The sequence below is a fragment of the Kitasatospora sp. NPDC041917 genome (assembly GCF_055589745.1).
In genome coordinates this window covers 252,053-272,053 of sequence record NZ_JBVJBI010000008.1, presented here as the reverse complement: position 1 = coordinate 272,053, position 20,001 = coordinate 252,053, and the positions used below count along the sequence as shown (strand labels likewise).

Sequence of the window (20,001 nt, the reverse complement as noted above, 5' to 3'; positions counted from 1 at the left end):
TCACCCGGCCGTTCGCTTGACGGCTAAGGCTATTAGCCTTAGCTTTATGGCTATCGGCCCGCGCGCCGATGTCCCGCACCGGCGGCCCGAGGAGGACCCCATGAACGGCACCATCACCCCGAGCACCCAGTACCTGACCGTTCCCGGCGGCCGGATCGCCTTCGACGACACCCGGCAGGGCGACGGCACCCCCGTCGTCCTGCTCCCGGGCATGCTCGACAGCCGGGCCGCCTACCGGCACCTGCGTCCGCTGCTCGTCGCCGCCGGCCACCGCGTCGTCACCGTGGACCTGCGGGGCTTCGGCGAGTCCTCCGTCGAGTGGGACGACTACGGCCCGGCCGCCATCGCCGGCGACGTCCTCGCCCTGCTCGACCACCTCGGCATCGAGCGCGCCGTCCTCGCCGGGAACTCCTACACCGGGGCGACCGTCGTCAGGGCCGCCGGGGACGCGCCCGAGCGGGTCGCCGGGATCGTCCTGCTCAACGCCTTCGTCGAGAACCCGCCGCCGGGCGCCCTGATGCGCGGCGTCATGGGCCTGATGGGCGCCGCCCTCGTCCACTGGCCGGCCTCCTGGGGCTTCTACCTGCGCCGGATGGCCTTCCCGGGCGCCAAGCCCGCCGACTTCGACGCGTACGTGGACGGACTGGTCGCCGCGCTGCGCACCCCGGGGCGGAAGACCGCCACCCGCGGGTACGTCCACGGCGACTCGGCGCCGGTCGGCTGGACGGCCGCGGTGCGGTGCCCGGCGCTGGTGGTCATGGGCAGCAAGGACCCCGACTTCCCGAAGCCGGAGCTCGTCGCCGACCGGCAGGCCGCCGCGCTCGGCGCGCGCAAGGTGATGATCGAGGGGTCCGGGCACTACCCGATGGCCGACAACCCGACGGCCACCGCCGACGCCCTGCTGCCGTTCCTCGCCGAGCTCGGCTGAGCCCCGCCCGTCCCCACCGCCCGCTCCTGCCCGACCCCGCCCGATCCACCCGACGTCATCCGTACGGAGAGCCCGAACCCATGCCCCGCGTAGGACTGACCCCCGACCAGGTCGTCGACCACGCCCTCGCCCTCATCGACGAGCAGGGCGCCGAGGCCCTCACGCTGGCCTCCGTCGCCGCCCGGGCCGGGGTCGCCACTCCCTCGCTGTACAAGCACGTCAGCGGCGGCCTCGCCGCACTGCGGCTGCTGATCGCCGTACGGGTCACCGGGGACCTGGCCGACCGGCTGGCCGAGGCGGCCGTCGGGCGCAGCGGGGACGACGCCGTCGCCGCCGTGCTGCGCGCCTACCACGCGTACGCCACCGCGCACCCGCACCGCTACAACGCCCTCCCCCAGGCCCCGCAGCCCGACGACGACCTGGCCCGCGCGGGCGCCCGGCTCGTCGGCGTGATCATCGCCGTCCTGCGGGAGTACGGCCTCGAAGGCTCCGAGGCGATCCACGCCGCCCGCACCGTCCGTTCCCTCGCCCACGGCTTCGCCTCCCTGACCACCGCCGGCGGCTTCCGGCTGGCCGAGGACCTCGCCACCACCCACGACCGCCTCATCGCCACCCTCACCACCGGCCTCCGCGCCTGGCCCGCGTAGGAGGCCGGCCCGCACGGACCCGGAGGGCGGCACCGCCCGCGCGCCGGACGTCGGCCGGGCCGACTTCCCGCGCCGGGCCGCGCCCGGACGACCGCCGGTGCGGACGGCCACCTCGCCGGTGCCGGTGCGACGGCCCGGTCCCCGTTCACCCCTTGAGGAACCATTCACCGCTTGGGGAAATGGGGTATTAAGGGTCAGTGCCCCTGGAGCCCGCCGACAGTCCGACCGCGCGCAGTGCGATGCGCTGCGTGCGCCTGCTGCTCGGCTGCACCAGCGCCGCCGAGTTGCTCGGCACCGTACTGGCCGAGGGCCCGAGCTGGATCACCGGCGAGGGGTCCGCGCTGTACCTGCTGGACTCCGCCGGGATGCTCCGGCTGACCGCCTCGCACGGGCTGCCGGACTGGGCGCACGAGCGCTACGGCGTGGTCGATCCGGCCGGGGAGCTGCCCGCCGCGATGGCCCTGCGGCTGCGGCGCCCGTACCTGCTCAGCCCCGAGCACACCAGCGTCGACTACCCGAACGCGAACGCCGGCCTGGGCACCGGGATGGTCGCCGTGATCGCCCTGCCGATGGTCGTGGACGAGCGGCCGATCGGGGTGCTCGCCCTCGCGCTGGCCCACCGGGGCACCGTCCCGCGCCGTGACCTGGACGTCCTGGAGACCGTCGCCGAGGCCTGCGCCCACCGGCTCTCGCACCTGCTGGACCATGCCGACGCCCATCTCCCGCACGGCACCCGCGCACCCTACGGCATCCGGTTGCCCGAGGGTCCGCGGGCGGCGGACGGCCACCCGGCCGGGCCGGCCCACCCGCTGCTGTCGCTGGCGGTGCGGGCCGCCGGGCACGGCGCCTTCGAGCGCGACCTGGTCACCGGCGAGAGCTACTGGGACGCCGAGGCGTTCCGGGTGGCCGGCCGCCCGGCCGCCCCGGACGGCGCCGCCCCCGAGCTGGACCGGCTGGTCCACCCGGAGGACCTGCCGGACGTGCAGGCCGCGCTCGCCGAGGCGCTGGCCACCGGCGGCCGCTACCGGATCGGCTACCGGGTGCTGAGGCCCGGCGGCCGGCCCGCCCGGGTCGAGGAGTCCGGCGAGGTGATGCTGGACGTGCACGGGCGGCCGGTGCGGATCGCCGGGCTGCTGGCCGAGGCCGGGTACCGGGAGCAGCCGCCGGCCGAGGAGCGGAACTCCCCGGCCGCCGCCCGGACGGCACTGCTGCTGACGCTCACCCGGGCGCTGTCCCGGGCGGTGACCGTCCGGGACGTCACCACGGCCGTCACCGACGTCGCCCGTCCGGCGCTCGGCGCCGCCGGCATCGTCCTGGACCTGGTGGACGCGGGCCGGCTGCTGCCCGTCTCGCACACCGTGTACGGGGGCCCGCGCCGCACCGAGCTCACCCGTCTGGCGGACCTGTCCGAGGGCGTGATGCAGCGGTCGCTGGCCCGCTCCGCCCCGCTGTTCAGCGAACCCTCGGCGGCCCGTTCCCGGCGCGATCCGCTCGCCCCGGCCGCCTGGGCGGTGCTGCCGCTGGTCGCCTCCGGGCAGCAGGTCGGCTCCTGCCTGATCACCTTCGCCGCCGAGCGGGTGTTCAGCCGCGAGGACCGGACCCTGTACTCGGCCTTCGCCGGCATCCTGGCGCAGTCCCTGGAGCGGGCCCGGCTGTACGACACCCACCACCACCGGGCCTCCGAGCTGCAGCGGGCGATGCTCCCGCGCACCCTGCCCCGGCTGTCCGGGATCGCCAGTGCCGCCCGCTACCTGCCGAGCACCGAGGGCATGCAGATCGGCGGCGACTGGTACGACCTGCTGCGGCTGCCGGAGGGCCGGATCGGGCTGGTGATCGGCGACGTCCAGGGCCACAACGCCGAGGCCACCGCGGTGATGGGCCAACTGCGCAGCGGGCTGCGGGCGTACGCGACGGACGGGCACGACCCGGCCGCCACCCTGACCCGCACCAGCCGGCTGCTGGCCGAGCTGGACACCGAGCTGTTCGCGACCTGCCTCTACCTGACCCTGGATCCGGCCGACGGCGCGCTGACCGCCGCCCGGGCCGGGCACCCGGCGCCGGTGCGGATCACCGCCGACGCCGCGGCCGTCGAGCTGGAGCTGCCGGGCGGGCCGCCGCTGGGGGTGGATCCGGAGCAGCCGTACCCGCTGGCGCTGGAGCGGCTGGCGGTCGGGGAGACGCTGCTGGCGTACACCGACGGGCTGGTCGAGGACCGCGAGGAGGACTACGACGAGTCGGTGCAGCGGATGCTCGGCGGGCTCGAACTGTGGGCGCGGCAGACGGGTCCGGGGCGGATCGGCCCGGCACCGGCGCTGGAGCGGCTGGCCGATCTGCTCACCCTGAACGTGACCGAGCGGCGGTCCCGGCCGGACGACGTGGCGCTGCTGCTCCTGCACCGGACGACGCCCCTTCCGTAACACCGTGCACACGGGCCCCACACATCGCGGAACGCGATCCGGCCGTCGGGCTCGGTTCCGGCGTTCCCACCGGGGCCGGTCAGGTTGCTCCCCCGGCTCGTCAGGCGCAGGGATCGGGGTCGAACGAGTGCCGATTGGCGCCGAATTGACTCGATATTGACGAGATCCGGTCACTTGGCGAGATCCGTTCACACCTTCGTAGGATCATCACCCTAGAATTCGCGGCGTGACGATGACTCAGTGGTCCGTAACGGCAACCGGCGTACTCGCCGTCCTCGCCCTCGTGGCCGCCGCGCGGTACCGCGCCGTGTCCGTCACCCAGCGCCGCCGCGCCGACCGGCTGCACGGCGAACTCGCCGCCCTCCAGGAGCAACTGGCCGCCGAACTCTCCCGCCGCGGCGAGGACCTCGCCGCCGTCCAGCAGGAGCAGGAGCACACCGCCTCCACCCAGCGGGCCTTCCTCAGCGTCGCCCGCCGGATCCTGGTGATGGCCCACGACCAACAGGCGCTGCTGGACGAGATGGAGCGCACCCACGACGACCCGGCCCTGCTGGAGGGCCTGCTCAAGGCCGACCACGCCGCCGCCCAACAGGCCCGGCTGGCCCAGACCCTGGCCGTGCTGTGCGGCGCGCGGGCCGGCCGGCACTGGCCGGAACCGGTCCCCCTGGAGGACGTCGTCCGCGGCGCCCAGTCGCGCATCCTGCCGTTCCAGCGCGTGGTGGTGCGCAGCCGGACCGAGACCGCGGTGGTCGGCGCCGCCGCCGAGGCGCTGATCCACGCGATCGCCGAACTGCTGGACAACGCCACCCGCTACTCCCCGCCCAGCACCCAGGTGTTCGTCACCCTGATGCCGGTGCACAACGGCGCCGTCATCGAGATCGACGACGGCGGCGTCGGCATGCCGGAACAGGCCGTCGTCAAGGCCGCGGCCGCGCTGGCCGGCGGCAGCACCCTGGAGGTCTCCCGGCTGGGCGAGGTCCCGCAACTGGGCCTGGCCGCGGTCGGCCGGCTCGCCGAGCAGTACGGCTTCCGGGTCACGCTCAGCTCGGCGCCCTCGCCGTACGGCGGCGTGCGCGTGGTCCTGCTGCTGCCCAACGCGCTGCTCACCGAGCCGCTGCCGCCCACCGTCCCCGGCCTCGGGCCGGACGACCGGGCGTTCAACCCCGGCCCCCGACCGGCCTCCCCCGTCGGTCACCCCCTGCTGGAGACCCCGCCGTCCGGCCGGCACGCCGCCACCGGCGACACCCCGCCCCCGCTGCCCCGCCGGAGCCACCGGCGCGGCCGCACGGGCCGCCCCGCCCAGCACGCCGCTCCCCCACCGCAGCCCGCGCCGCCCTACCGCTCGGCCCGGGACGCGCAGGCGTTCATGGCGATGTTCCAGGCCGGGACCGCCAGCGGCCGTACCGCCGCCCGGGCCCAGGCCCAGTCCGACCCTTCCCTTCCCGCTTCCCCCCGACTTCCCCAGCGCTCCGGAGAGTTCCATGACCACCACCCCTGATCTCGGCTGGCTGCTCGCCGACATCATCGCCGTCCCGCAGGTCCAGCACGCCGTCGTCGTCTCCAACGACGGCCTGGAGATCGGCCGCAGCGCCGGCATCGCCCGCGACGACGCCGAACGGCTCGCCGCCGCCTGCTCCGGACTGCAGTCGCTGGCCCGCGGCGTCGCGACGGGCTTCGGCGGGCCGGGCAGCGCCACCCGCCAGATCATCATCGAGTACGGCGGCGGCTACCTCTTCGTCGTCGCCGCCGGGGCCGGCGCGCACCTGGCCGTGGTGACGAGCGAGGCGGTCGACGCCGGCCTGGTCGCCTACCAGATGCAGGTCCTGGTCGAGCGGATCGGCACCCACCTCACCAGCCCGCCGCGCGTCGACCACGCGGCGGGGGGCCACCGGTGAGCGGCCCGGTCCGGCCGTACGTCATCACCGGTGGGCGCAGCCGCTCCACCCGGGCCGAGCTGGCCCTGGAGAGCCTGGTCAGCGCGTTACCCGACCCGCCGGACCTGCCCGAGCACCCGCTGCTGAACCGCGAGCACCGGCGCATCCTCGACCTCTGCCACAGCCTGCTGTCCATCGCCGAGGTGGCGGCCCACCTGGGGCTGCCGCTCGGCGTCGTCAAGGTGCTGGTCGGAGACCTGTGGGACCTCGGCGCCGTGCAGGTGCTCCCGCCCGTCCCGCAGGCCGAACGCCTGCCCGCAACCCTCCTGGAGGAGGTGCTCGTTGGCCTCCGCCAACTCCGCTGAAGCCGTCCCCGACGCCCCGGACGCAACCGACGCGGCCGGTGCCGCCGACGGACCGCAGTACCTGCCCTCCTCGGTGCAGGGCGCGGTCAAGATCCTGGTCACCGGTCCGTTCGGGGTGGGCAAGACCACCCTGGTCGGCTCGCTGAGCGAGATCACCCCGCTGCGCACCGAGGAGACCATGACCGCCGCCAGCGCGGGCATCGACGACCTCACCGGGCGCCCCGGCAAGACCACCACCACGGTCGCGCTGGACTTCGGCCGGATCACGCTCAACTCGCGGCTCGCGCTGTATCTGTTCGGCACGCCCGGGCAGCAGCGGTTCTGGCCGCTCTGGGACGACCTGTCGCGCGGCGCGCTCGGCGCCATCGCCATGGTCGACCTGCGCCGCCCCGACGAGAGCTTCGACGTGCTCGGCCGGCTGGAGGAGCAGCGCATCCCGTTCGCGGTCGCGGTCAACACCTTCCCGGACACGCCGGGTTACCCGGAGGAGGAGCTGCGCTCGGCGCTGGACCTGCTGCCGGAGGTGCCGATCCTGCACTGCGACGCACGCGACCGCCGGCAGTCCTACGACCTGCTGATCGACTTCGTCGACCACCTGCACCGCAGCTCGATCCTGGAGCTCCAGGGATGACCACCCCCGAACCCCCCGGCGCCGCCGGGTGCCCGGTCGCCCACGGCACCGGCCTGCCCGGCGGGCTGCCCGTGGGCGTCCCGCTGACCCCGCTGTACGGCCCGGCCGTCGCCGAGGACCCGCACGGCCTGTACGCCCGGCTGCGCGAGCGCTACGGGCCGGTCGCCCCCATCGAGCTGGAGCCCGGGGTCGAGGCCTGGCTCGTCCTCGGCTACGCCGAGCTGCTCGAACTCACCCGCAACGAGGCGCTGTTCTCCAAGGACTCGCGCCGCTGGCGGGTGCCCGCCGAGGGCCGGCTGGCGGCCGACTCCCGGCTGCTGCCGATGACCTCCTGGCGGCCCACCCTGCTCAACCTGGACGGCGCCGAGCACCAGCGGCTGCGCTGCGCCGTCTCGGACACCCTCGCCCAGATCGACCACCGCCAGCTGCGCGGCACCACCGAGGCCGCCGCCAACGGGCTGATCGACGGCTGGGGCCCGGACGGCACCGCCGACCTGGTCGCCCAGTACGCGCGCCGGCTGCCGCTGCTGGTCTTCACCCAGCTGGTCGGGCTGCCGGTGGAGAGCGGGCCCCGGGTGGTCGAGCTGATCAGCCACTTCGTGGACAGCAGCGCGCAGTCGCAGCGCGCCGGCCTGGAGTTCCAGACGATGCTCGTCGACCTGGTGCGCCGCCGCCGGGCCGCCCCGAGCGCCGACCTCACCTCCTGGCTGCTCGCCCACCCGGCCGGGCTGACCGACGAGGAGGCGGTGCACCACCTGGTGGTGCTGCTGGTCGCGGGCAACGAGACCTCGATCAACTGGACCGGCAACACGCTGCGGCTGCTGCTCACCGACCGGCGCTTCCGGGCCACCCTCACCGGCGGACGGCTGACCGTCTCCGACGCGCTGGAGGAGGTGCTCTGGCGCGACCCGCCGACGCAGAACTTCCCCGGCCGCTGGGCCACCGGCGACACCGTGCTCGGCGGCCAGTACATCAGCGCCGGCGACATGCTCGTCCTCGGCCTGGCCGCGGCCAACGCCGACCCGGCCGCGCAGGGCGTCTCCGCCGCCGCCCAGGGCTCGCTCGGCGGCAACCGGGCGCACCTGGCGTGGGGCGCGGGCCGGCACGTCTGCCCGGCCCAGCACCCGGCCAGGATCATCGTCGAGACCGCCGTCGAGACCCTGCTGCACCGCCTCCCCGACCTCCAACTGGCCGTACCGGCCGGAGAGCTGACCTGGCGCCCGTCCCCGTGGTCCCGGGCCCTGACCGCCCTCCCGGTGCTCTACAGCGCCTTCACCCCGCCCCGCCCGCCAGCCCCCGAGAGGCCCGCATGGACACCACCACCGACGCCGGAACCCGCGCCGAGCCCGTCCGGCTCGACCCCTTCGGCCGCGACCAGCACGGCGAGAACGCCCGACTCCGCGCGGCCGGCCCCGCGGTCCTGGTGGAACTCCCTGGCGGGGTGGTGGTCTGGGCGGTAACCCACCACGACACCCTCCAGTCGCTGCTGGCCGACCCCCGGGTCGGCAAGGACGCCCGGCTCTGGAACACCTTCCGGGAGGGACGGCTGCCGGAGGGCTGGCCGCTGCTCAACTTCATCGCCGTCCCCGGCATGGTCACCGCCGACGGCGAGGACCACCGGCGGCTGCGCGGGCTGGTCTCGCAGGCCTTCACCCCGCGCCGGATCGCCGACCTGGCCCCCGCCGTCGAGGCCCGGACGATCGCACTGCTCGACGAGGTCGCGAAGCTGGAGGGCCCGTTCGACCTGCGGCGGCACTTCGCCTACCCGCTGCCGATGCAGGTGATCGGCGAACTGCTCGGCCTCGCGCTGGAGCAGCAGGACGAACTGCACGAGCTCTCCGACACCATGGTCTCCAGCTCGGCCACCCCGGCGGCGGCCCTGGCCGCGCAGCGGGGCCTGAACGCGCTGCTGGCCTCGGTGGTGGCGGCCAAGCGGGCCGAGCCCGGCAACGACCTGACCAGCGACCTGATCGCCGTCCGCGAGGCCGGCCACCCCCTCGACCGGCAGCGGCTCAGCGAGGCCGAGCTGGTCGGCACCCTGCTGCTGATGCTGGTCGCCGGGCACGAGACCACGCTCAACCTGATCACCAACGCCGTCCGCGCCCTGCTCGCGCACCCGGACCAGCTGCGGCTCGTCCTGGACGGGGAACAGCCGTGGTCGGCGGTGGTCGAGGAGACCCTGCGCTACGACTCCCCGGTCGGGCAGTTCCCGCTGCGCTACGCGACCGAGGACATCGCGGTCGGCGACGTGGTGATCCGGCGCGGCGAGGCGCTGCTGGCCTCGTACGCGGCGGCCGGACGGGACTCCGGGCACCATCCGGACGCGGACCGCTTCGACCTCACCCGGCAGCCCGCCAAGCACCTGTCGCTCGGCCACGGCCCGCACTTCTGCCTCGGCTCCGGGCTCGCCCGGCTGGAGGCCGAGACGGCGCTGCGGCACCTGTTCACCCGCTTCCCCGGGCTGGCCCCGGCGCAGGGGCGGACGAACGAGCCGATCGCCTCGTTCGTCAGCAACAGCGTGCGCACCCTGTGGGTGACGGTCCGAGCCGGCCGGTGACCTGAGGGCGGTCCGGGTCGTTCGCCAGGGCATGAAGAAACTCGCCACCCTGGCCGCCCTCACCATGGCGGGCCTCGCCCTCGCCGCCCCGGCGGCCTGCGCCGCCACCCAGACCGCCTCCTCGCCGGACGCCACCGGCGGGCTCACCGACGGGCTCGAAGTCTCTCCCGCCGACCTCGCCCTGAGGACCGTGGGCACGCTCCCGCTGGTCGGCAAGCCGGCCAACGAGATCGAGGCGATCGGGACCAACCAGCTGGACCACCCGGGGCTCAGCGGACACGTCCTCAACTGATTGATCCGGCGATCAGGTGACCGGGTGGCCGGGTGGCCGGGTGGTCGGGTGACCGGACGGCCCGGTGGCGCACCCGCCCGGCGACCGGCCCGTGGGCGGCCGGCCGACCCCCGAACGGTCGGCCGCCCACGGCACTCGACGCGCGGCACCCGGGCCGCGGGGCGCTCAGCCCGCGGACAGCCGGTTGAGCTCCGGGTAGCTCAGCCCTTCGGCGAACGCGCCGAACGTGCCGCTCCCGTACACCTCCCGCGCGGCCCGGCGGACCGCCGCGTACGCCACCTCGGCCAGACCCGGGCCCAGGCTGATCCGGGCCACGCCGAGCTTCGCGAGTTCGGCGACCGCCGGGGAGCCGGGACCGGCCAGCACGTTCAGCGGCGCCGGGACGGCCGCGACCAGGGCGGCGATGGTCTCCGGGTCGGCCACCCCGGGGACGAACACCCCGTCCGCGCCCGCCGCGACGTACGCCCGCAGCCGGTGCACCGCGTCGTCCAACCGGCCCTCCGGGGCGCCGATCCCGTGCAGGAAGACATCGGTGCGGGCGTTGACGAAGAGCGGCACGCCGGCCGCGTCCGCCGCGGCCCGGGCGGCCGCGATCCGCTCGGCGGCCTCCTCCGGGGGACGGCCCTCGTCCTCCAGGTTCACCCCGACGGCGCCGGTGGCGATCAGCGCGGCGACCGTCCCGCCGACGCCGGCGGCGGTGTCCGCGTAGCCGCCCTCCAGGTCCGCGGTGACCGGCAGGTCGACCGCGCGGACCACCTGGGCGGTCCGGGCCAGCACCTGCTCGGGGTCGGCGCCGCCGCCGTCCGCGCTGCCCAGCGACCAGGACACGCTCGCGCTGGCCGTCGCCACCGCCCGCGCCCCGGCGGCGGCCACCAGCCGGGCGCTCGGCACGTCCCAGGCGTTCGCCAGCACCAGCGGCTCGCCCGGGCGGTGCAGCTCGCGCAGCAGCCGGGCCCGCTCCCGCCGGACGGCGGGGTCCGCGGCACTCACTTGGCGGCCGGGCTCATGCGGGTGGACACGCCGATCCGGTTCCAGGCGTTGATGGTGGCGATCAGCGCGATCAGCTGGGCCAGCTCGGTCTCGTCGAACCGCTCGGCGGCCTCCGCGTACACGGCGTCCGGCACGTGGCCCTGGGTCAGCAGGGTGACCGACTCGGTGAGGGCCAGGGCGGCGCGCTCGCGGGCGGTGAACCACGGGGTCTCGCGCCAGGCCGGCAGGGAGACCAGGCGGTGGTCCTGCTCACCGTGCTTGCGGGCGTCGGTGGAGTGCATGTCGATGCAGAAGGCGCAGCCGTTGATCATCGAGGCGTGCACCTTGACCAGCTCGGCGATCACCGGGTCGAGGCCCTCCCGGGAGGCCCGGTCCACGGCGATCATCGCCTGGTAGTAGGCGGGGGCGAGCTTGTGCATCAGCAGGCGCTGCTCGGGGGCGGGCACCGGGGCTCCGTGCGTGCCGGTCGTCGCGGCCGTCGTCTCGTTCGTCGTCATGGCCGCCAGCCTAGGAGCGCGGTGGCCTGGCGTCCTGGTGCGTTCGGCCACCCGTTCCTTGGGCCACTTCCCGGGCACGTCCCGGCCACTTCCGGCGTACGAACGACCGTGCGAGGATCGCTGGCAGGGGATCGTCGGCAGGAGGTCGCCGAAGGTCGAGGTCAGGGGGCACGGTCGTGTGCACGGCGTTCGTCAGCATCGAGCCCGGAGCGGCCGTCCCGGTGCTGCTGCTGTCCGTCCGGGACGAGTACCTGGGCCGCGCCTGGCTGCCGCCCGGCCACCACTGGCCGGACCGTCCGGAACTGCTCGGCGGACTGGACCTCGCGGCCGGCGGCACCTGGCTGGCCCTCGACCCCGGCCGGCGCACCGCCGCCTGCCTGCTGAACGGCTTCGGCCCGCTCGCCCCCGCCGACGCCCGGCGCACCCGCGGCCGGCTGCCGCTCACCGCCCTCCGGGAGGGCGGGATCGGCCACCTCGACCTCACCCCGTACGACCCGTTCCACCTCGTCCTGGCCCGGGCCGACGGCGCCCGGGTGTTCAGCTGGGCCGGCGGGCGGCTGGAGGAGCGCGAACTGCCGTCCGGCCTGAGCGTGGTGCTCAACGACGGGCTGGAGGGCCTGGCGGCCGGCCGGACCGCCTCCGAGCGGATCCGCGCCCTGATGGCCGCGCGGGCCGCCCACTTCCGGTCCCGCTTCACCGCCGTGCCCCGGCCCGGGCCGACCGCCGACGGACCGGCCGAGGCGGCCTGGGGCGGGTGGCTGCCAATCGTCGCCGGGGACGGGCTCGCCCCGGACGCGGACGCCGCGCTGGTCCAGCGGCGGGACTTCGGCGACGGACGGATCTGGGGGTCCTCCTCGATCTCGCTGCTCGCGCTCGGACCGGACCTGCTGCGCTACGACTTCGCGGCCGCGCCGGTGGCCGCGGACGGGCCGGGGTGGCGGCGGGTGGTGGCGGCCTGACGGCGGGCTGACGGCAGCCGGCCCCACGTCGGCGGCGGCGGAAAAGGACTTGCACCTGACGCTGCGGGAGGCGGAATCGTGGCGCGGGTCGAGCCGAAGGAGACCGCCGTGACCCACCCGGACCCCGCGCCCCGCCCCCGCCCCCGCCTGCTCGCCGCGCTGACCGTCGCCCTGCCGCTGGCGGGCACACCGGCCGCGGTGACCGCCCTCGTGCTGTTCGGCGACGCCGCGCACCGGACCGTCCCGTCCGCCACCGTCCTGGCCTCCGTGGCGGCGGCGCTGATCGGTCATTTCGGCCCCGGTGTCGCGCAGCCGTACGGTCGGTGAACTTCCGACGGCGGGGTTGGCGAACGTCTACATGCCCGTAGTAGCTTCGCGACGGCCCCGGATCCGGGCGGCCACCGACCCCCGAGCGAAGGTGCGCGATGTCGACCCTGACCTACCCGGAAGCGATAGGCGTCGGCCTGCTCCAGGGTGTGACGGAACTCTTCCCGGTCTCCAGCCTCGGCCACAGCATCCTGCTGCCCGCCCTGGTCGGCGGAAGGATCCAGCACGACCTCGACATGACCGCCGAGGGCTCCTCGTACCTCGCCGCCCTGGTCGCCCTGCACCTGGCCACCGCGCTCGCGCTGGTGGTCTACTTCCGCAAGGACTGGGTCCGGGTGGTCGACGGGCTGTTCGGCTCGATCCGGCACCGCCGGGTTCAGACCCGCAACGAGCGGCTCGCCTGGCTGCTCGTCCTCTCCACCATCCCGGTCGGCGTGGCCGGCCTGGTGCTGGAGAAGGCCCTGCGCAACGCGCTCGGCAAGCCCGTCCCGGCCGCGGTCTTCCTCGCCCTCAACGGCCTCGTGCTGCTCGGCGCCGAGCGGCTCAAGCGCGGCGGCACCGGCCGCCGCCGGGCCGGACGCATCACCGCCGCCGCCGACGAGCCGGGCGTGGACCCGGCGATCGCCTCCGACCACCGGCTGACCCGGCTCGGCTACGGGCAGGGCGCCTGGATCGGCGCCGCGCAGATCCTCGCGCTGTTCCCCGGCATCAGCCGCTCCGGCGTCACCATGAGCGCCGGCATCCTGCGCGGACTGCACCACGAGGACGCGGCCCGGTTCTCCTTCCTGCTCGCCACCCCGGTCATCCTGGCCGCCTCGGTGCTGAAGGTGCCGGAGCTGTTCAAGCCGGAGAACTCCGGCGTGCTCGGCCCGGTCCTCGCGGGCAGCCTCGCCGCCTTCGTGGCCGGCTACGTCTCGGTGCGCTTCCTCACCAGGTACTTCGAGACCCGCAGCCTGACGCCGTTCGCGCTCTACTGCTTCCTGGCCGGCGTCGGCAGCGCGGTCTACCTGTCGCTCTGAGCCGCCCGGACCGCCCCGGCCAGGGCCTGCGCGAGCTCGGCCGGCCGGGAGAACATCGGCCCGTGCCCGGCCTCGCGCAGTTGCGCCGCCACCTCGTCCCACGCCCACGCCCACGCCCCGAGTCAGGCGCCCGCCACCAGTACGAAGGTCGCCATGGGCGGCACCCTAGCGCGCGCGTGCGACAGTGGCCCGGGAAACGACGGCGAACAGGACGTGGAGGAAACGTGGTTGAGGAACAGGGCGGGCCGGCCCCGCTCACGGGGAAGGCGGCGGTCGTCACGGGCGGCTCGCGGGGCATCGGGCGGGCCGTCGTCCGGCGGCTGGCCCGCGACGGCGCGCAGGTCGTCCTCGGCTACGCCCACGACGAGCGGGCCGCCGCCGAGGTGGTCCGTGCCGTGGAGGCCGAGGGCGGCCGTGCCTGGGCGCTGCGGGCCGACCTCGGCGAGGCCGGTGCCGCCGAGCGGCTGATGGCCGAGGCCGAGGAGCGGCTCGGCGGGCTGGACGTCCTGGTGAACAACGCCGCCGGCTCCTTCACCCCGACCCCGCTGGCCGAGCTGGCCGACGCGGACCTCGACGCCGTGTTCACGGTCAACACCCGCGCCGCCTTCACCACCGTCCGCTACGCCGCCCGCCGGATGCGCGACGGCGGACGGATCGTCAACATCTCGACGGTGAACACCGTCCGACCCGTCCCCGGCATCGCCGCGTACGCCGCCAGCAAGGGCGCCGTCGAGCAGCTCACCGCCGTGGCCGCCGTCGAACTGGGTCCGCGCGGGATCACCGTCAACACCGTCTCGCCCGGCGCCACCGACACCGACCTGCTGCGCGGCACCAACCCGCCCGAGGCCCTCGACCGCGTGGCCGGCCTCACCCCGCTGCGCCGCCTCGGCCGGCCCGAGGACATCGCCGACGTCGTCGCCTTCCTGGCCGGGCCCGAAGGGCGCTGGCTCACCGGACAGAACCTCCGGGCCGCGGGCGGGCTGGCCTGATCCCCGGCCCGGGCCGCCCGGCAGCCGGCCGGGCGGCCCGACCGGTCACGCCGTGAGGCCCAGGGCGGCCAGGCGGACGGGATCGGTGAGGATGTCCATCGCGGTGACGCGGCCCCCGTGGACGGTGAACGACATGACCGACAGCGGACGGCCCTCGGCGAAGGACACCACCCCGGGCGAGCCGTTGACCAGGACGATCCGGCCCTCGGCGGCGAAGCGGGCGAACGTGATCGCCTGCGAGGCGACGTCCGCCGCACCGCGGCGCAGCGCGCTCGGGACCAGCGTGCCGCCGTCCGACCGGGCCACCACGTCCGGGTCGAGCACGGTCAGCAGGGCGCCGAAGTCGCCGCCCCGGGCGGCGCTCAGGAAGGCCTCCACCACCGTGCGCTTGCGGGCGTTGTCGGAGTCCGCGGCCGGGGTGGCGCCCTGGACCCGGCGGCGGGCGCGGCTGGCCAGCTGCCGGGTGGAGGCGGAGGTGCGGCCCAGCACCTCGGCGATCCCGTCGAAGGGCACCTCGAACATGTCGTGCAGCACGAAGGCCACCCGCTCCGCCGGGGAGAGCGTCTCCAGCACCACCATCAGCGCGATCCCGACCGAGTCCGCGACCAGGACCTCGTGCACCGGGTCCAGCGCCGACAGCCCGCTGACCACCGGGTCCGGCAGCCGCACCCGGTCCTCCTGCTCGGGCATCGGGTCCTCCCGGCGGGAGGCGCGGGAGCGCAACTGGTCCAGGCAGACCCGGCCGACGACCGTGGTGAGCCAGGCCCCGAGGTTGCGCACCCCGCCCGCGTCACTGCGGCCCAGCTTCAGCCAGGCCTCCTGGACGGCGTCCTCGGCCTCGGCGATCGACCCGAGCATCCGGTAGGCCACCGCCCGCAGTTGGGGGCGCTCCGCCTCGAAACGCCGGGCCAGTTCGGCCAGTTCGGCGGGTTCGGCAGGCTTGGCCGGTTCGGCCGGCTCGGCCGGCTCGGCCGGCTCGGTCGACTCGGCCGGGGGGATTTCCTCGCTCACCCTGTCACATCCTCGCGTCGGGATCCGTCGGTCCAGTGACGGACGCTAACCGACCGGGAGGACACCATGACCACCACCCGGATCGCCGACCGCTCGGGCAAGGCCGTCCCCGACGACGTCCGGCATCCCGCCGCCCCGCCACGCGAGAATGGGGGTTGTGAGCACCTCCCGGACCACCTCCTGGACCACCTTCGGCGGCGACCTGCACCTGGACCTCACCGAGCGGCGGGCCGCCGGCGCCGGACTGCGGGCCGCCCTGGAGGACGCGCTGCGCGAGGCCGTCCAGGACGGGCGGCTCGGCCCCGGCACCCGGCTGCCGTCCTCCCGGGCGCTCGGCGAGGACCTCGGGATCGCCCGCAACACCGTGGTCGAGGCGTACGGCCAGCTCACCGCGGAAGGCTGGCTCAGCTCCCGGCAGGGCTCCGGAACCACCGTCGCCCGACGGGCCGCGCCGGAACCACCCCAGGGCCGGCGGCCGGCCCCCCGACCGTCGCCGAGGCGCCCGACCGCCCGGTACGACCTGATGTCCGGACGGCCCGACCTCTCGCTCTTCCCCCGCACCGCCTGGCTCGCCGCCGCCCGCCGCGCCCTCGCCACCGCACCGCACGAGGCCCTCGACTACGGCAGCCCACTCGGCCGGATCGAACTGCGGCAGGCGCTCACCCACTACCTGGCCCGGGTCCGCGGCGTCCGCACCGACCCCGACCACCTGCTCGTCTGCACCGGCGTCACCCAGGGCCTCGGCCTGCTCTGCGCCGCCCTGCGGGAACGCGGCGCCCGCGCTCTGGCCGTCGAGGAGTACGGGCTGCCGCCGCAGCACGCGGTCGCCCGGGCCGCCGGGCTCGCCACCGCCCCGGTGCCGCTGGACGCGGACGGCGCCCTGGTCGACCGGCTCGACAGCCGGGCGGGCGCCGTCCTGCTCACCCCGGCCCACCAGTACCCCACCGGCGCGGCGCTCTCCGCCGACCGGCGGGCGGAGGCGGTGCGGTGGGCGCGGGAGCACGACCGGTACATCGTCGAGGACGACTACGACGGCGAGTTCCGCTACGACCGGCAGCCGCTCGGCGCCATGCAGGCGCTGGACCCGGAGCGGGTGGTGTACGCCGGAACGGCCGCCAAGAGCCTCGCACCGGGCCTGCGGCTGGCCTGGCTGGCCCTGCCGGACGCGCTGGTCGAGCCGGTCGCCCGGCTCAAGGCGCTGGCCGACACGATGTCCCCGGTGCTGGACCAGCTGACGCTGGCGGAACTGATCACCTCCGGCACCTACGACCGCCACGTGCGGCGCTGCCGCCTGCACTACCGGCGCCGGCGCGACCACCTGGTCTCGGCGCTCGCCGAACACGCCCCGCACGTCCGGGTCACCGGCATCGCGGCCGGCCTGCACGCCGTGCTCCAGCTGCCGCCCGGTTCCACCCCGGAAGCCGAACTCGTCGCCCGTGCCCAGCAGGCCGGTCTCTCCCTCGGCGGCCTCGCCCGGCACCGCGTCACCCCGGCCACCGCCGAAGCCCCGCCCGCCCTGGTCATCGGCTACGCCACCCCGCCGGAGCACGCCTTCGCCGGGGCCGTCCGGGCCCTGTGCGAGCTGCTGCGCGGGGCGTGAGCGGGGCGGGCAGGGCGGGCCGGGCCGGGCCGGGCCGGTGAAGCCGGGGCCCCGCCGCCGGGGTCGGCCGGCGGGGCCGGTTCGGGGAGGTGGTCCGCCCGCCTCCCTCGGGGGTGGGGGGCGGGCGGACGGTCAGGGGTTCGAACTACTTGTTGCGGCTGCCCAGTTCGAACAGGAGGATGATGAAGCCGGCGAAGATGTGGATGCCGGCCGTGTAGATCACCAGGCGGTGGTAGACGCGCTTGTTGGCCCACTTGCCGGCGTCCATGGTCTTCGGACCCGCTGCGGTGTCGGCGCCGGCGGCCGGGGTGGCGGTGGTGGTGGGATCGGCCATGGTGATCTCCTCCGGGGTGTTCTGACGGCTGGTCAGTGAACGGCGGCGGGGCCGCCGCCGAGGCAGAGTTCGCCGCCGGGGCTCTGCAGCAGGGTGTGGACGAAGAGCAGTTCGACGCCGCTGTCCGACTCCGCGGCGATGCAGTGCGGCGTGAGCGAGTCATAGTGGGCGGAGTCGCCCACCCCGAGTTGATGGACGCGGTCGCCGAGGGTGACCCGGAGCGCGCCCTTCAGGACGTACAGCCACTCCTCGCCCGGGTGGACCCGGACCACCGAGTCCTGCACGCCCGGCGGGACGTGCACCCGAAGGGCCTGCATGGCGCGGCCGGGGGCGCCGGCCCGCCGGTAGCCCCAGCCGCCGGCCCGGCCGGGCTCGATGGCGCCGCCGCGGACGATCGGGTCCGGCTCGGCGAGGGTCTCGCCGAGCAGGCCGGAGACCGAGGTCCCGTACGCGCGGGCGAGGCCGAGCAGGACGGGCAGCGAGGGCTGCCGTCGGCCGGTCTCCAGCCGGGACAGATAGGCTGGGGAGAGTCCGACCCGTCCGGCGGCCACCTCCAGCGTGAGGCGACTGCTGAGCCGGTGCTCACGGAGGCGGGCGGCGAGGCCGGCGACCTCCTGGTCGTCGAGCTGTTCGCCGGTCGTGGCGGCACCGGTGGAGCTGCTGGTCATGTGTCCAGTGGACACCCGGCATGCCGCAGGGGCAAGAAATTTGCCTCAGAGGCAAGAGCCCGAAAGGGGGCCGCGTCCCCGCGCTCACGGCCGCGGGATGTTCCGCAGATTGCTCCGGGCCAGGTCGATCATGCGCCCGACGCCGCCCGAGAGCACCGTCCGGCCCGCCGCCAGGGCGAAGCCCTTCAGCTGGGCGGCGGTGACGTGCGGCGGGATGGACAGCGCGTTGGGGTCGGTGACCACGTCCACCAGGGCCGGACCCGGCCGCTCCAGCGCCTCCGCCAGCACCTCCCGGACCCGGGCCGGCTCGGTGACCCGCTTGGCCTGGATGCCCATCGCCCGGGCGATCCCGGCGTAGTCCACGTTCCCGTTGTCGATCTCGGACTCCGGGTAGCCGGAGACCAGCATCTCCAGCTTGATCATGCCCAGTGCGCCGTTGTTGAAGACCACCGTCTTCACCGGCAGCCGGTGCTTGGCCACCGTGAGCAGCTCGCCGAGCAGCATGCCGATCCCGCCGTCGCCCGCCATCGCGACCACCTGCCGCCCCGGGCAGGCGAGCTGGGCGCCGATCGCGTGCGGGAGGGCGTTGGCCATCGAGCCGTGCAGGAAGGAGCCGATCACCCGGCGGCGGCCGTTGGGCCGGAGGTAGCGGGCGGCCCAGACGTTGTTCATGCCGGTGTCCACGGTGAACACCGCGTCCTCGGCGGCCACCTCGTCCAGCACCGAGGCGACGTACTCGGGGTGGATCGGCAGGTGCTTCTCGATGTCCCGGGTGTACGCGCCGATCACGTCCTCCAGCGCCCGGCAGTGCTTGCGCAGCATCCCGTCCAGGAAGGCGCGGTCCCGCGTGGCGTCCAGCAGCGGCAGCACGGCCCGCAGGGTGGCGGCCACGTCGCCGTGGACGGCCAGGTCGAGCGGGGTGCGGCGGCCGAGCCGGGTGGCGTCGTGGTCGACCTGGACGGTGTGCGCCTGCGGCAGGAAGGAGTCGTACGGGAAGTCGGTGCCGAGCAGCAGCACCAGGTCGGCGGAGTGCAGCGCCTCGTGGCAGGCGCCGTAGCCGAGCAGTCCGCTCATGCCGACGTCATACGGGTTGTCGAACTGGATCCACTCCTTGCCGCGCAGGGAGTGGCCGATCGGCGCGTTCAGGGCCTGCGCGGCCGCCATCACCTCGGCGTGCGCCGCACGCACCCCGGCGCCGCAGAACAGGACCACCTTGCGGGCCGCGTTGAGCAGCCGGGCCAGCTCCTGCACCTGGGACCAGGGCGGCGCGGCGACGGCCTCCTCGGTGAGGAAGTGGCCGGTGCCGGTGGGTGCGGCAGCGGTCAGCGCGGCGACGTCCCCGGGGAAGGCGAGCACCGAGACGCCGTGCGAGCCGAGCGCGTGCTGGACGGCGACCCGCAGCAGGCGGGGCAGCTGGGCGGGGGTGGAGAGCATCTCGCACCAGTTGCTGCAGTCGGTGAACACCCGCTCGGGATGGGTCTCCTGGAAGAAGCCGGTGCCGATCTGCCCGGACGGGATGTGGGAGGCGAGCGCGAGCACGGGCAGGCCGCTGCGCTGGGCGTCGTACAGGCCCTGGATCAGGTGGGTGTTGCCGGGGCCGCAGGACCCGGCGCAGACCGCGAGCCGGCCGGAGAGTTCGGCCTCGGCGGCGGCCGCGAAGGCGCCGGCCTCCTCGTTGCGCACGTGCACCCAGCTGATGCCGTCGGCCCGGCGGATCGCGTCCACGACGGGGTTGAGGCTGTCGCCGACGACGCCGTAGACCCGCTCCACCCCGGCCTGCCGGAGCACTTCCACCATCTGTTCGGCCACGCTCACCACGGCTGTGCTCCTTCGGTCGCCACGGGACACCTGCACCCTCCGCCGGGGAGGTGGCGGGCGCAGCCGGGGCGGGCCGAA

20 protein-coding genes are annotated in these 20,001 nt (G+C 75.5%); 14 read left to right on the top strand and 6 right to left on the bottom strand.

Annotation, left to right across the window (positions count from 1 at the left end):
- Positions 1–100 precede the first annotated feature (100 nt).
- From ACZ6EM_RS13080 to ACZ6EM_RS13040, 9 genes are all read left to right on the top strand, one after another.
- Positions 101–928 (top strand): alpha/beta fold hydrolase, encoded by an 828-nt coding sequence (locus tag ACZ6EM_RS13080; RefSeq protein WP_401048834.1) that lies wholly within the window; start codon positions 101–103, stop codon positions 926–928.
- 80 nt (positions 929–1,008) lie between these two features.
- Positions 1,009–1,575 carry a TetR/AcrR family transcriptional regulator gene (locus tag ACZ6EM_RS13075; protein WP_380547341.1) on the top strand — a complete coding sequence of 189 codons (567 nt, stop codon included), beginning with the start codon at positions 1,009–1,011 and terminating at the stop codon, positions 1,573–1,575.
- 197 nt (positions 1,576–1,772) lie between these two features.
- On the top strand, positions 1,773–3,992 hold the full coding sequence (locus ACZ6EM_RS13070) for a SpoIIE family protein phosphatase (protein ID WP_465772368.1): 2,220 nt from the start codon (positions 1,773–1,775) through the stop codon (positions 3,990–3,992).
- A 232-nt stretch (positions 3,993–4,224) separates the two neighbouring features.
- Positions 4,225–5,490 carry an ATP-binding protein gene (locus ACZ6EM_RS13065; protein WP_359898088.1) on the top strand — a complete coding sequence of 422 codons (1,266 nt, stop codon included), beginning with the start codon at positions 4,225–4,227 and terminating at the stop codon, positions 5,488–5,490.
- Positions 5,474–5,887 (top strand): roadblock/LC7 domain-containing protein, encoded by a 414-nt coding sequence (locus ACZ6EM_RS13060; RefSeq protein WP_359897914.1) that lies wholly within the window; start codon positions 5,474–5,476, stop codon positions 5,885–5,887. Before ACZ6EM_RS13065 ends, ACZ6EM_RS13060 begins: the two co-directional genes overlap by 17 nt.
- Positions 5,884–6,231 carry a DUF742 domain-containing protein gene (locus ACZ6EM_RS13055; protein ID WP_359897915.1) on the top strand — a complete coding sequence of 116 codons (348 nt, stop codon included), beginning with the start codon at positions 5,884–5,886 and terminating at the stop codon, positions 6,229–6,231. The genes ACZ6EM_RS13060 and ACZ6EM_RS13055 overlap by 4 nt, the downstream gene beginning before the upstream one ends.
- Positions 6,209–6,862, top strand: a complete 654-nt coding sequence (locus tag ACZ6EM_RS13050; protein WP_380354874.1) for a GTP-binding protein — start codon at positions 6,209–6,211, stop codon at positions 6,860–6,862. The genes ACZ6EM_RS13055 and ACZ6EM_RS13050 overlap by 23 nt, the downstream gene beginning before the upstream one ends.
- Positions 6,863–8,171: 1,309 nt before the next feature.
- Positions 8,172–9,419, top strand: coding sequence for a cytochrome P450 family protein (locus ACZ6EM_RS13045; protein WP_452179226.1), 1,248 nt, complete (start codon positions 8,172–8,174; stop codon positions 9,417–9,419).
- A 31-nt stretch (positions 9,420–9,450) separates the two neighbouring features.
- Positions 9,451–9,711: a hypothetical protein gene (locus tag ACZ6EM_RS13040; RefSeq protein ID WP_465772367.1), complete on the top strand. Its 261-nt coding sequence runs from the start codon at positions 9,451–9,453 to the stop codon at positions 9,709–9,711.
- Between the two features lie 165 nt (positions 9,712–9,876).
- Here ACZ6EM_RS13040 and ACZ6EM_RS13035 read toward each other — a convergent pair whose 3' ends face one another.
- Together ACZ6EM_RS13035 and ACZ6EM_RS13030 are read right to left on the bottom strand one after the other, a co-directional pair.
- Positions 9,877–10,701: an isocitrate lyase/PEP mutase family protein gene (locus ACZ6EM_RS13035; protein ID WP_380547330.1), complete on the bottom strand. Its 825-nt coding sequence runs from the start codon at positions 10,699–10,701 to the stop codon at positions 9,877–9,879.
- A complete protein-coding gene (locus tag ACZ6EM_RS13030; RefSeq protein ID WP_401048502.1) occupies positions 10,698–11,198 on the bottom strand; it encodes a carboxymuconolactone decarboxylase family protein in 501 nt (166 codons plus the stop codon). The genes ACZ6EM_RS13035 and ACZ6EM_RS13030 overlap by 4 nt, the downstream gene beginning before the upstream one ends.
- 176 nt (positions 11,199–11,374) lie before the next feature.
- Here ACZ6EM_RS13030 and ACZ6EM_RS13025 point away from each other — a divergent pair, with 176 nt between their 5' ends.
- The 4 genes from ACZ6EM_RS13025 to ACZ6EM_RS13010 all read left to right on the top strand — a co-directional run bounded on the left by ACZ6EM_RS13025 (position 11,375) and on the right by ACZ6EM_RS13010 (position 14,492).
- On the top strand, positions 11,375–12,157 hold the full coding sequence (locus ACZ6EM_RS13025) for an NRDE family protein (RefSeq protein WP_401048504.1): 783 nt from the start codon (positions 11,375–11,377) through the stop codon (positions 12,155–12,157).
- A 108-nt stretch (positions 12,158–12,265) separates the two neighbouring features.
- Complete coding sequence (locus ACZ6EM_RS13020) at positions 12,266–12,484, top strand: hypothetical protein (RefSeq protein ID WP_380547324.1); 219 nt, start codon at positions 12,266–12,268, stop codon at positions 12,482–12,484.
- 98 nt (positions 12,485–12,582) lie between these two features.
- Positions 12,583–13,503, top strand: a complete 921-nt coding sequence (locus ACZ6EM_RS13015) for an undecaprenyl-diphosphate phosphatase (protein ID WP_465772366.1) — start codon at positions 12,583–12,585, stop codon at positions 13,501–13,503.
- A gap of 224 nt (positions 13,504–13,727) precedes the next feature.
- Entirely contained in the window at positions 13,728–14,492 is a 765-nt protein-coding gene (locus tag ACZ6EM_RS13010) for a glucose 1-dehydrogenase (RefSeq protein ID WP_401048508.1), read from the top strand.
- A 45-nt stretch (positions 14,493–14,537) separates the two neighbouring features.
- On the opposite strand, the gene ACZ6EM_RS13005 is transcribed toward ACZ6EM_RS13010, so the two are convergent.
- Positions 14,538–15,413 (bottom strand): sigma-70 family RNA polymerase sigma factor, encoded by an 876-nt coding sequence (locus ACZ6EM_RS13005; RefSeq protein ID WP_401048510.1) that lies wholly within the window; start codon positions 15,411–15,413, stop codon positions 14,538–14,540.
- A 247-nt stretch (positions 15,414–15,660) separates the two neighbouring features.
- On the opposite strand from ACZ6EM_RS13005, the gene pdxR reads away from it, so the two are divergent.
- Positions 15,661–17,103 carry a MocR-like pyridoxine biosynthesis transcription factor PdxR gene (gene pdxR, locus ACZ6EM_RS13000; protein WP_465772365.1) on the top strand — a complete coding sequence of 481 codons (1,443 nt, stop codon included), beginning with the start codon at positions 15,661–15,663 and terminating at the stop codon, positions 17,101–17,103.
- A gap of 145 nt (positions 17,104–17,248) precedes the next feature.
- Here pdxR and ACZ6EM_RS12995 read toward each other — a convergent pair whose 3' ends face one another.
- The 3 genes from ACZ6EM_RS12995 to ACZ6EM_RS12985 form a co-directional block, all read right to left on the bottom strand.
- The gene (locus ACZ6EM_RS12995) at positions 17,249–17,437 is read right to left on the bottom strand and encodes a DUF6126 family protein (protein WP_401049889.1); all 189 of its coding nucleotides are present in this window, start codon (positions 17,435–17,437) and stop codon (positions 17,249–17,251) included.
- A 32-nt stretch (positions 17,438–17,469) separates the two neighbouring features.
- Positions 17,470–18,105, bottom strand: a complete 636-nt coding sequence (locus ACZ6EM_RS12990) for a helix-turn-helix domain-containing protein (RefSeq protein ID WP_359897928.1) — start codon at positions 18,103–18,105, stop codon at positions 17,470–17,472.
- A gap of 84 nt (positions 18,106–18,189) precedes the next feature.
- On the bottom strand, positions 18,190–19,902 hold the full coding sequence (locus ACZ6EM_RS12985) for a pyruvate dehydrogenase (RefSeq protein ID WP_465772379.1): 1,713 nt from the start codon (positions 19,900–19,902) through the stop codon (positions 18,190–18,192).
- Positions 19,903–20,001 lie beyond the last annotated feature (99 nt).

Coding starts and splice junctions, on each gene's coding strand:
- ACZ6EM_RS13015 (WP_465772366.1), top strand. CDS start 12,583: ATGTCGACCCTGACCTACCCGGAAGCGATAGGCGTCGGCCTGCTCCAG.
- ACZ6EM_RS13060 (WP_359897914.1), top strand. CDS start 5,474: ATGACCACCACCCCTGATCTCGGCTGGCTGCTCGCCGACATCATCGCC.
- ACZ6EM_RS13030 (WP_401048502.1), bottom strand. CDS start 11,198: ATGACGACGAACGAGACGACGGCCGCGACGACCGGCACGCACGGAGCC.
- ACZ6EM_RS12985 (WP_465772379.1), bottom strand. CDS start 19,902: ATGGTGGAAGTGCTCCGGCAGGCCGGGGTGGAGCGGGTCTACGGCGTC.
- ACZ6EM_RS13065 (WP_359898088.1), top strand. CDS start 4,225: ATGACTCAGTGGTCCGTAACGGCAACCGGCGTACTCGCCGTCCTCGCC.
- ACZ6EM_RS13040 (WP_465772367.1), top strand. CDS start 9,451: ATGAAGAAACTCGCCACCCTGGCCGCCCTCACCATGGCGGGCCTCGCC.
- ACZ6EM_RS12990 (WP_359897928.1), bottom strand. CDS start 18,105: ATGACCAGCAGCTCCACCGGTGCCGCCACGACCGGCGAACAGCTCGAC.
- ACZ6EM_RS13080 (WP_401048834.1), top strand. CDS start 101: ATGAACGGCACCATCACCCCGAGCACCCAGTACCTGACCGTTCCCGGC.
- ACZ6EM_RS13045 (WP_452179226.1), top strand. CDS start 8,172: ATGGACACCACCACCGACGCCGGAACCCGCGCCGAGCCCGTCCGGCTC.
- ACZ6EM_RS13075 (WP_380547341.1), top strand. CDS start 1,009: ATGCCCCGCGTAGGACTGACCCCCGACCAGGTCGTCGACCACGCCCTC.
- ACZ6EM_RS12995 (WP_401049889.1), bottom strand. CDS start 17,437: ATGGCCGATCCCACCACCACCGCCACCCCGGCCGCCGGCGCCGACACC.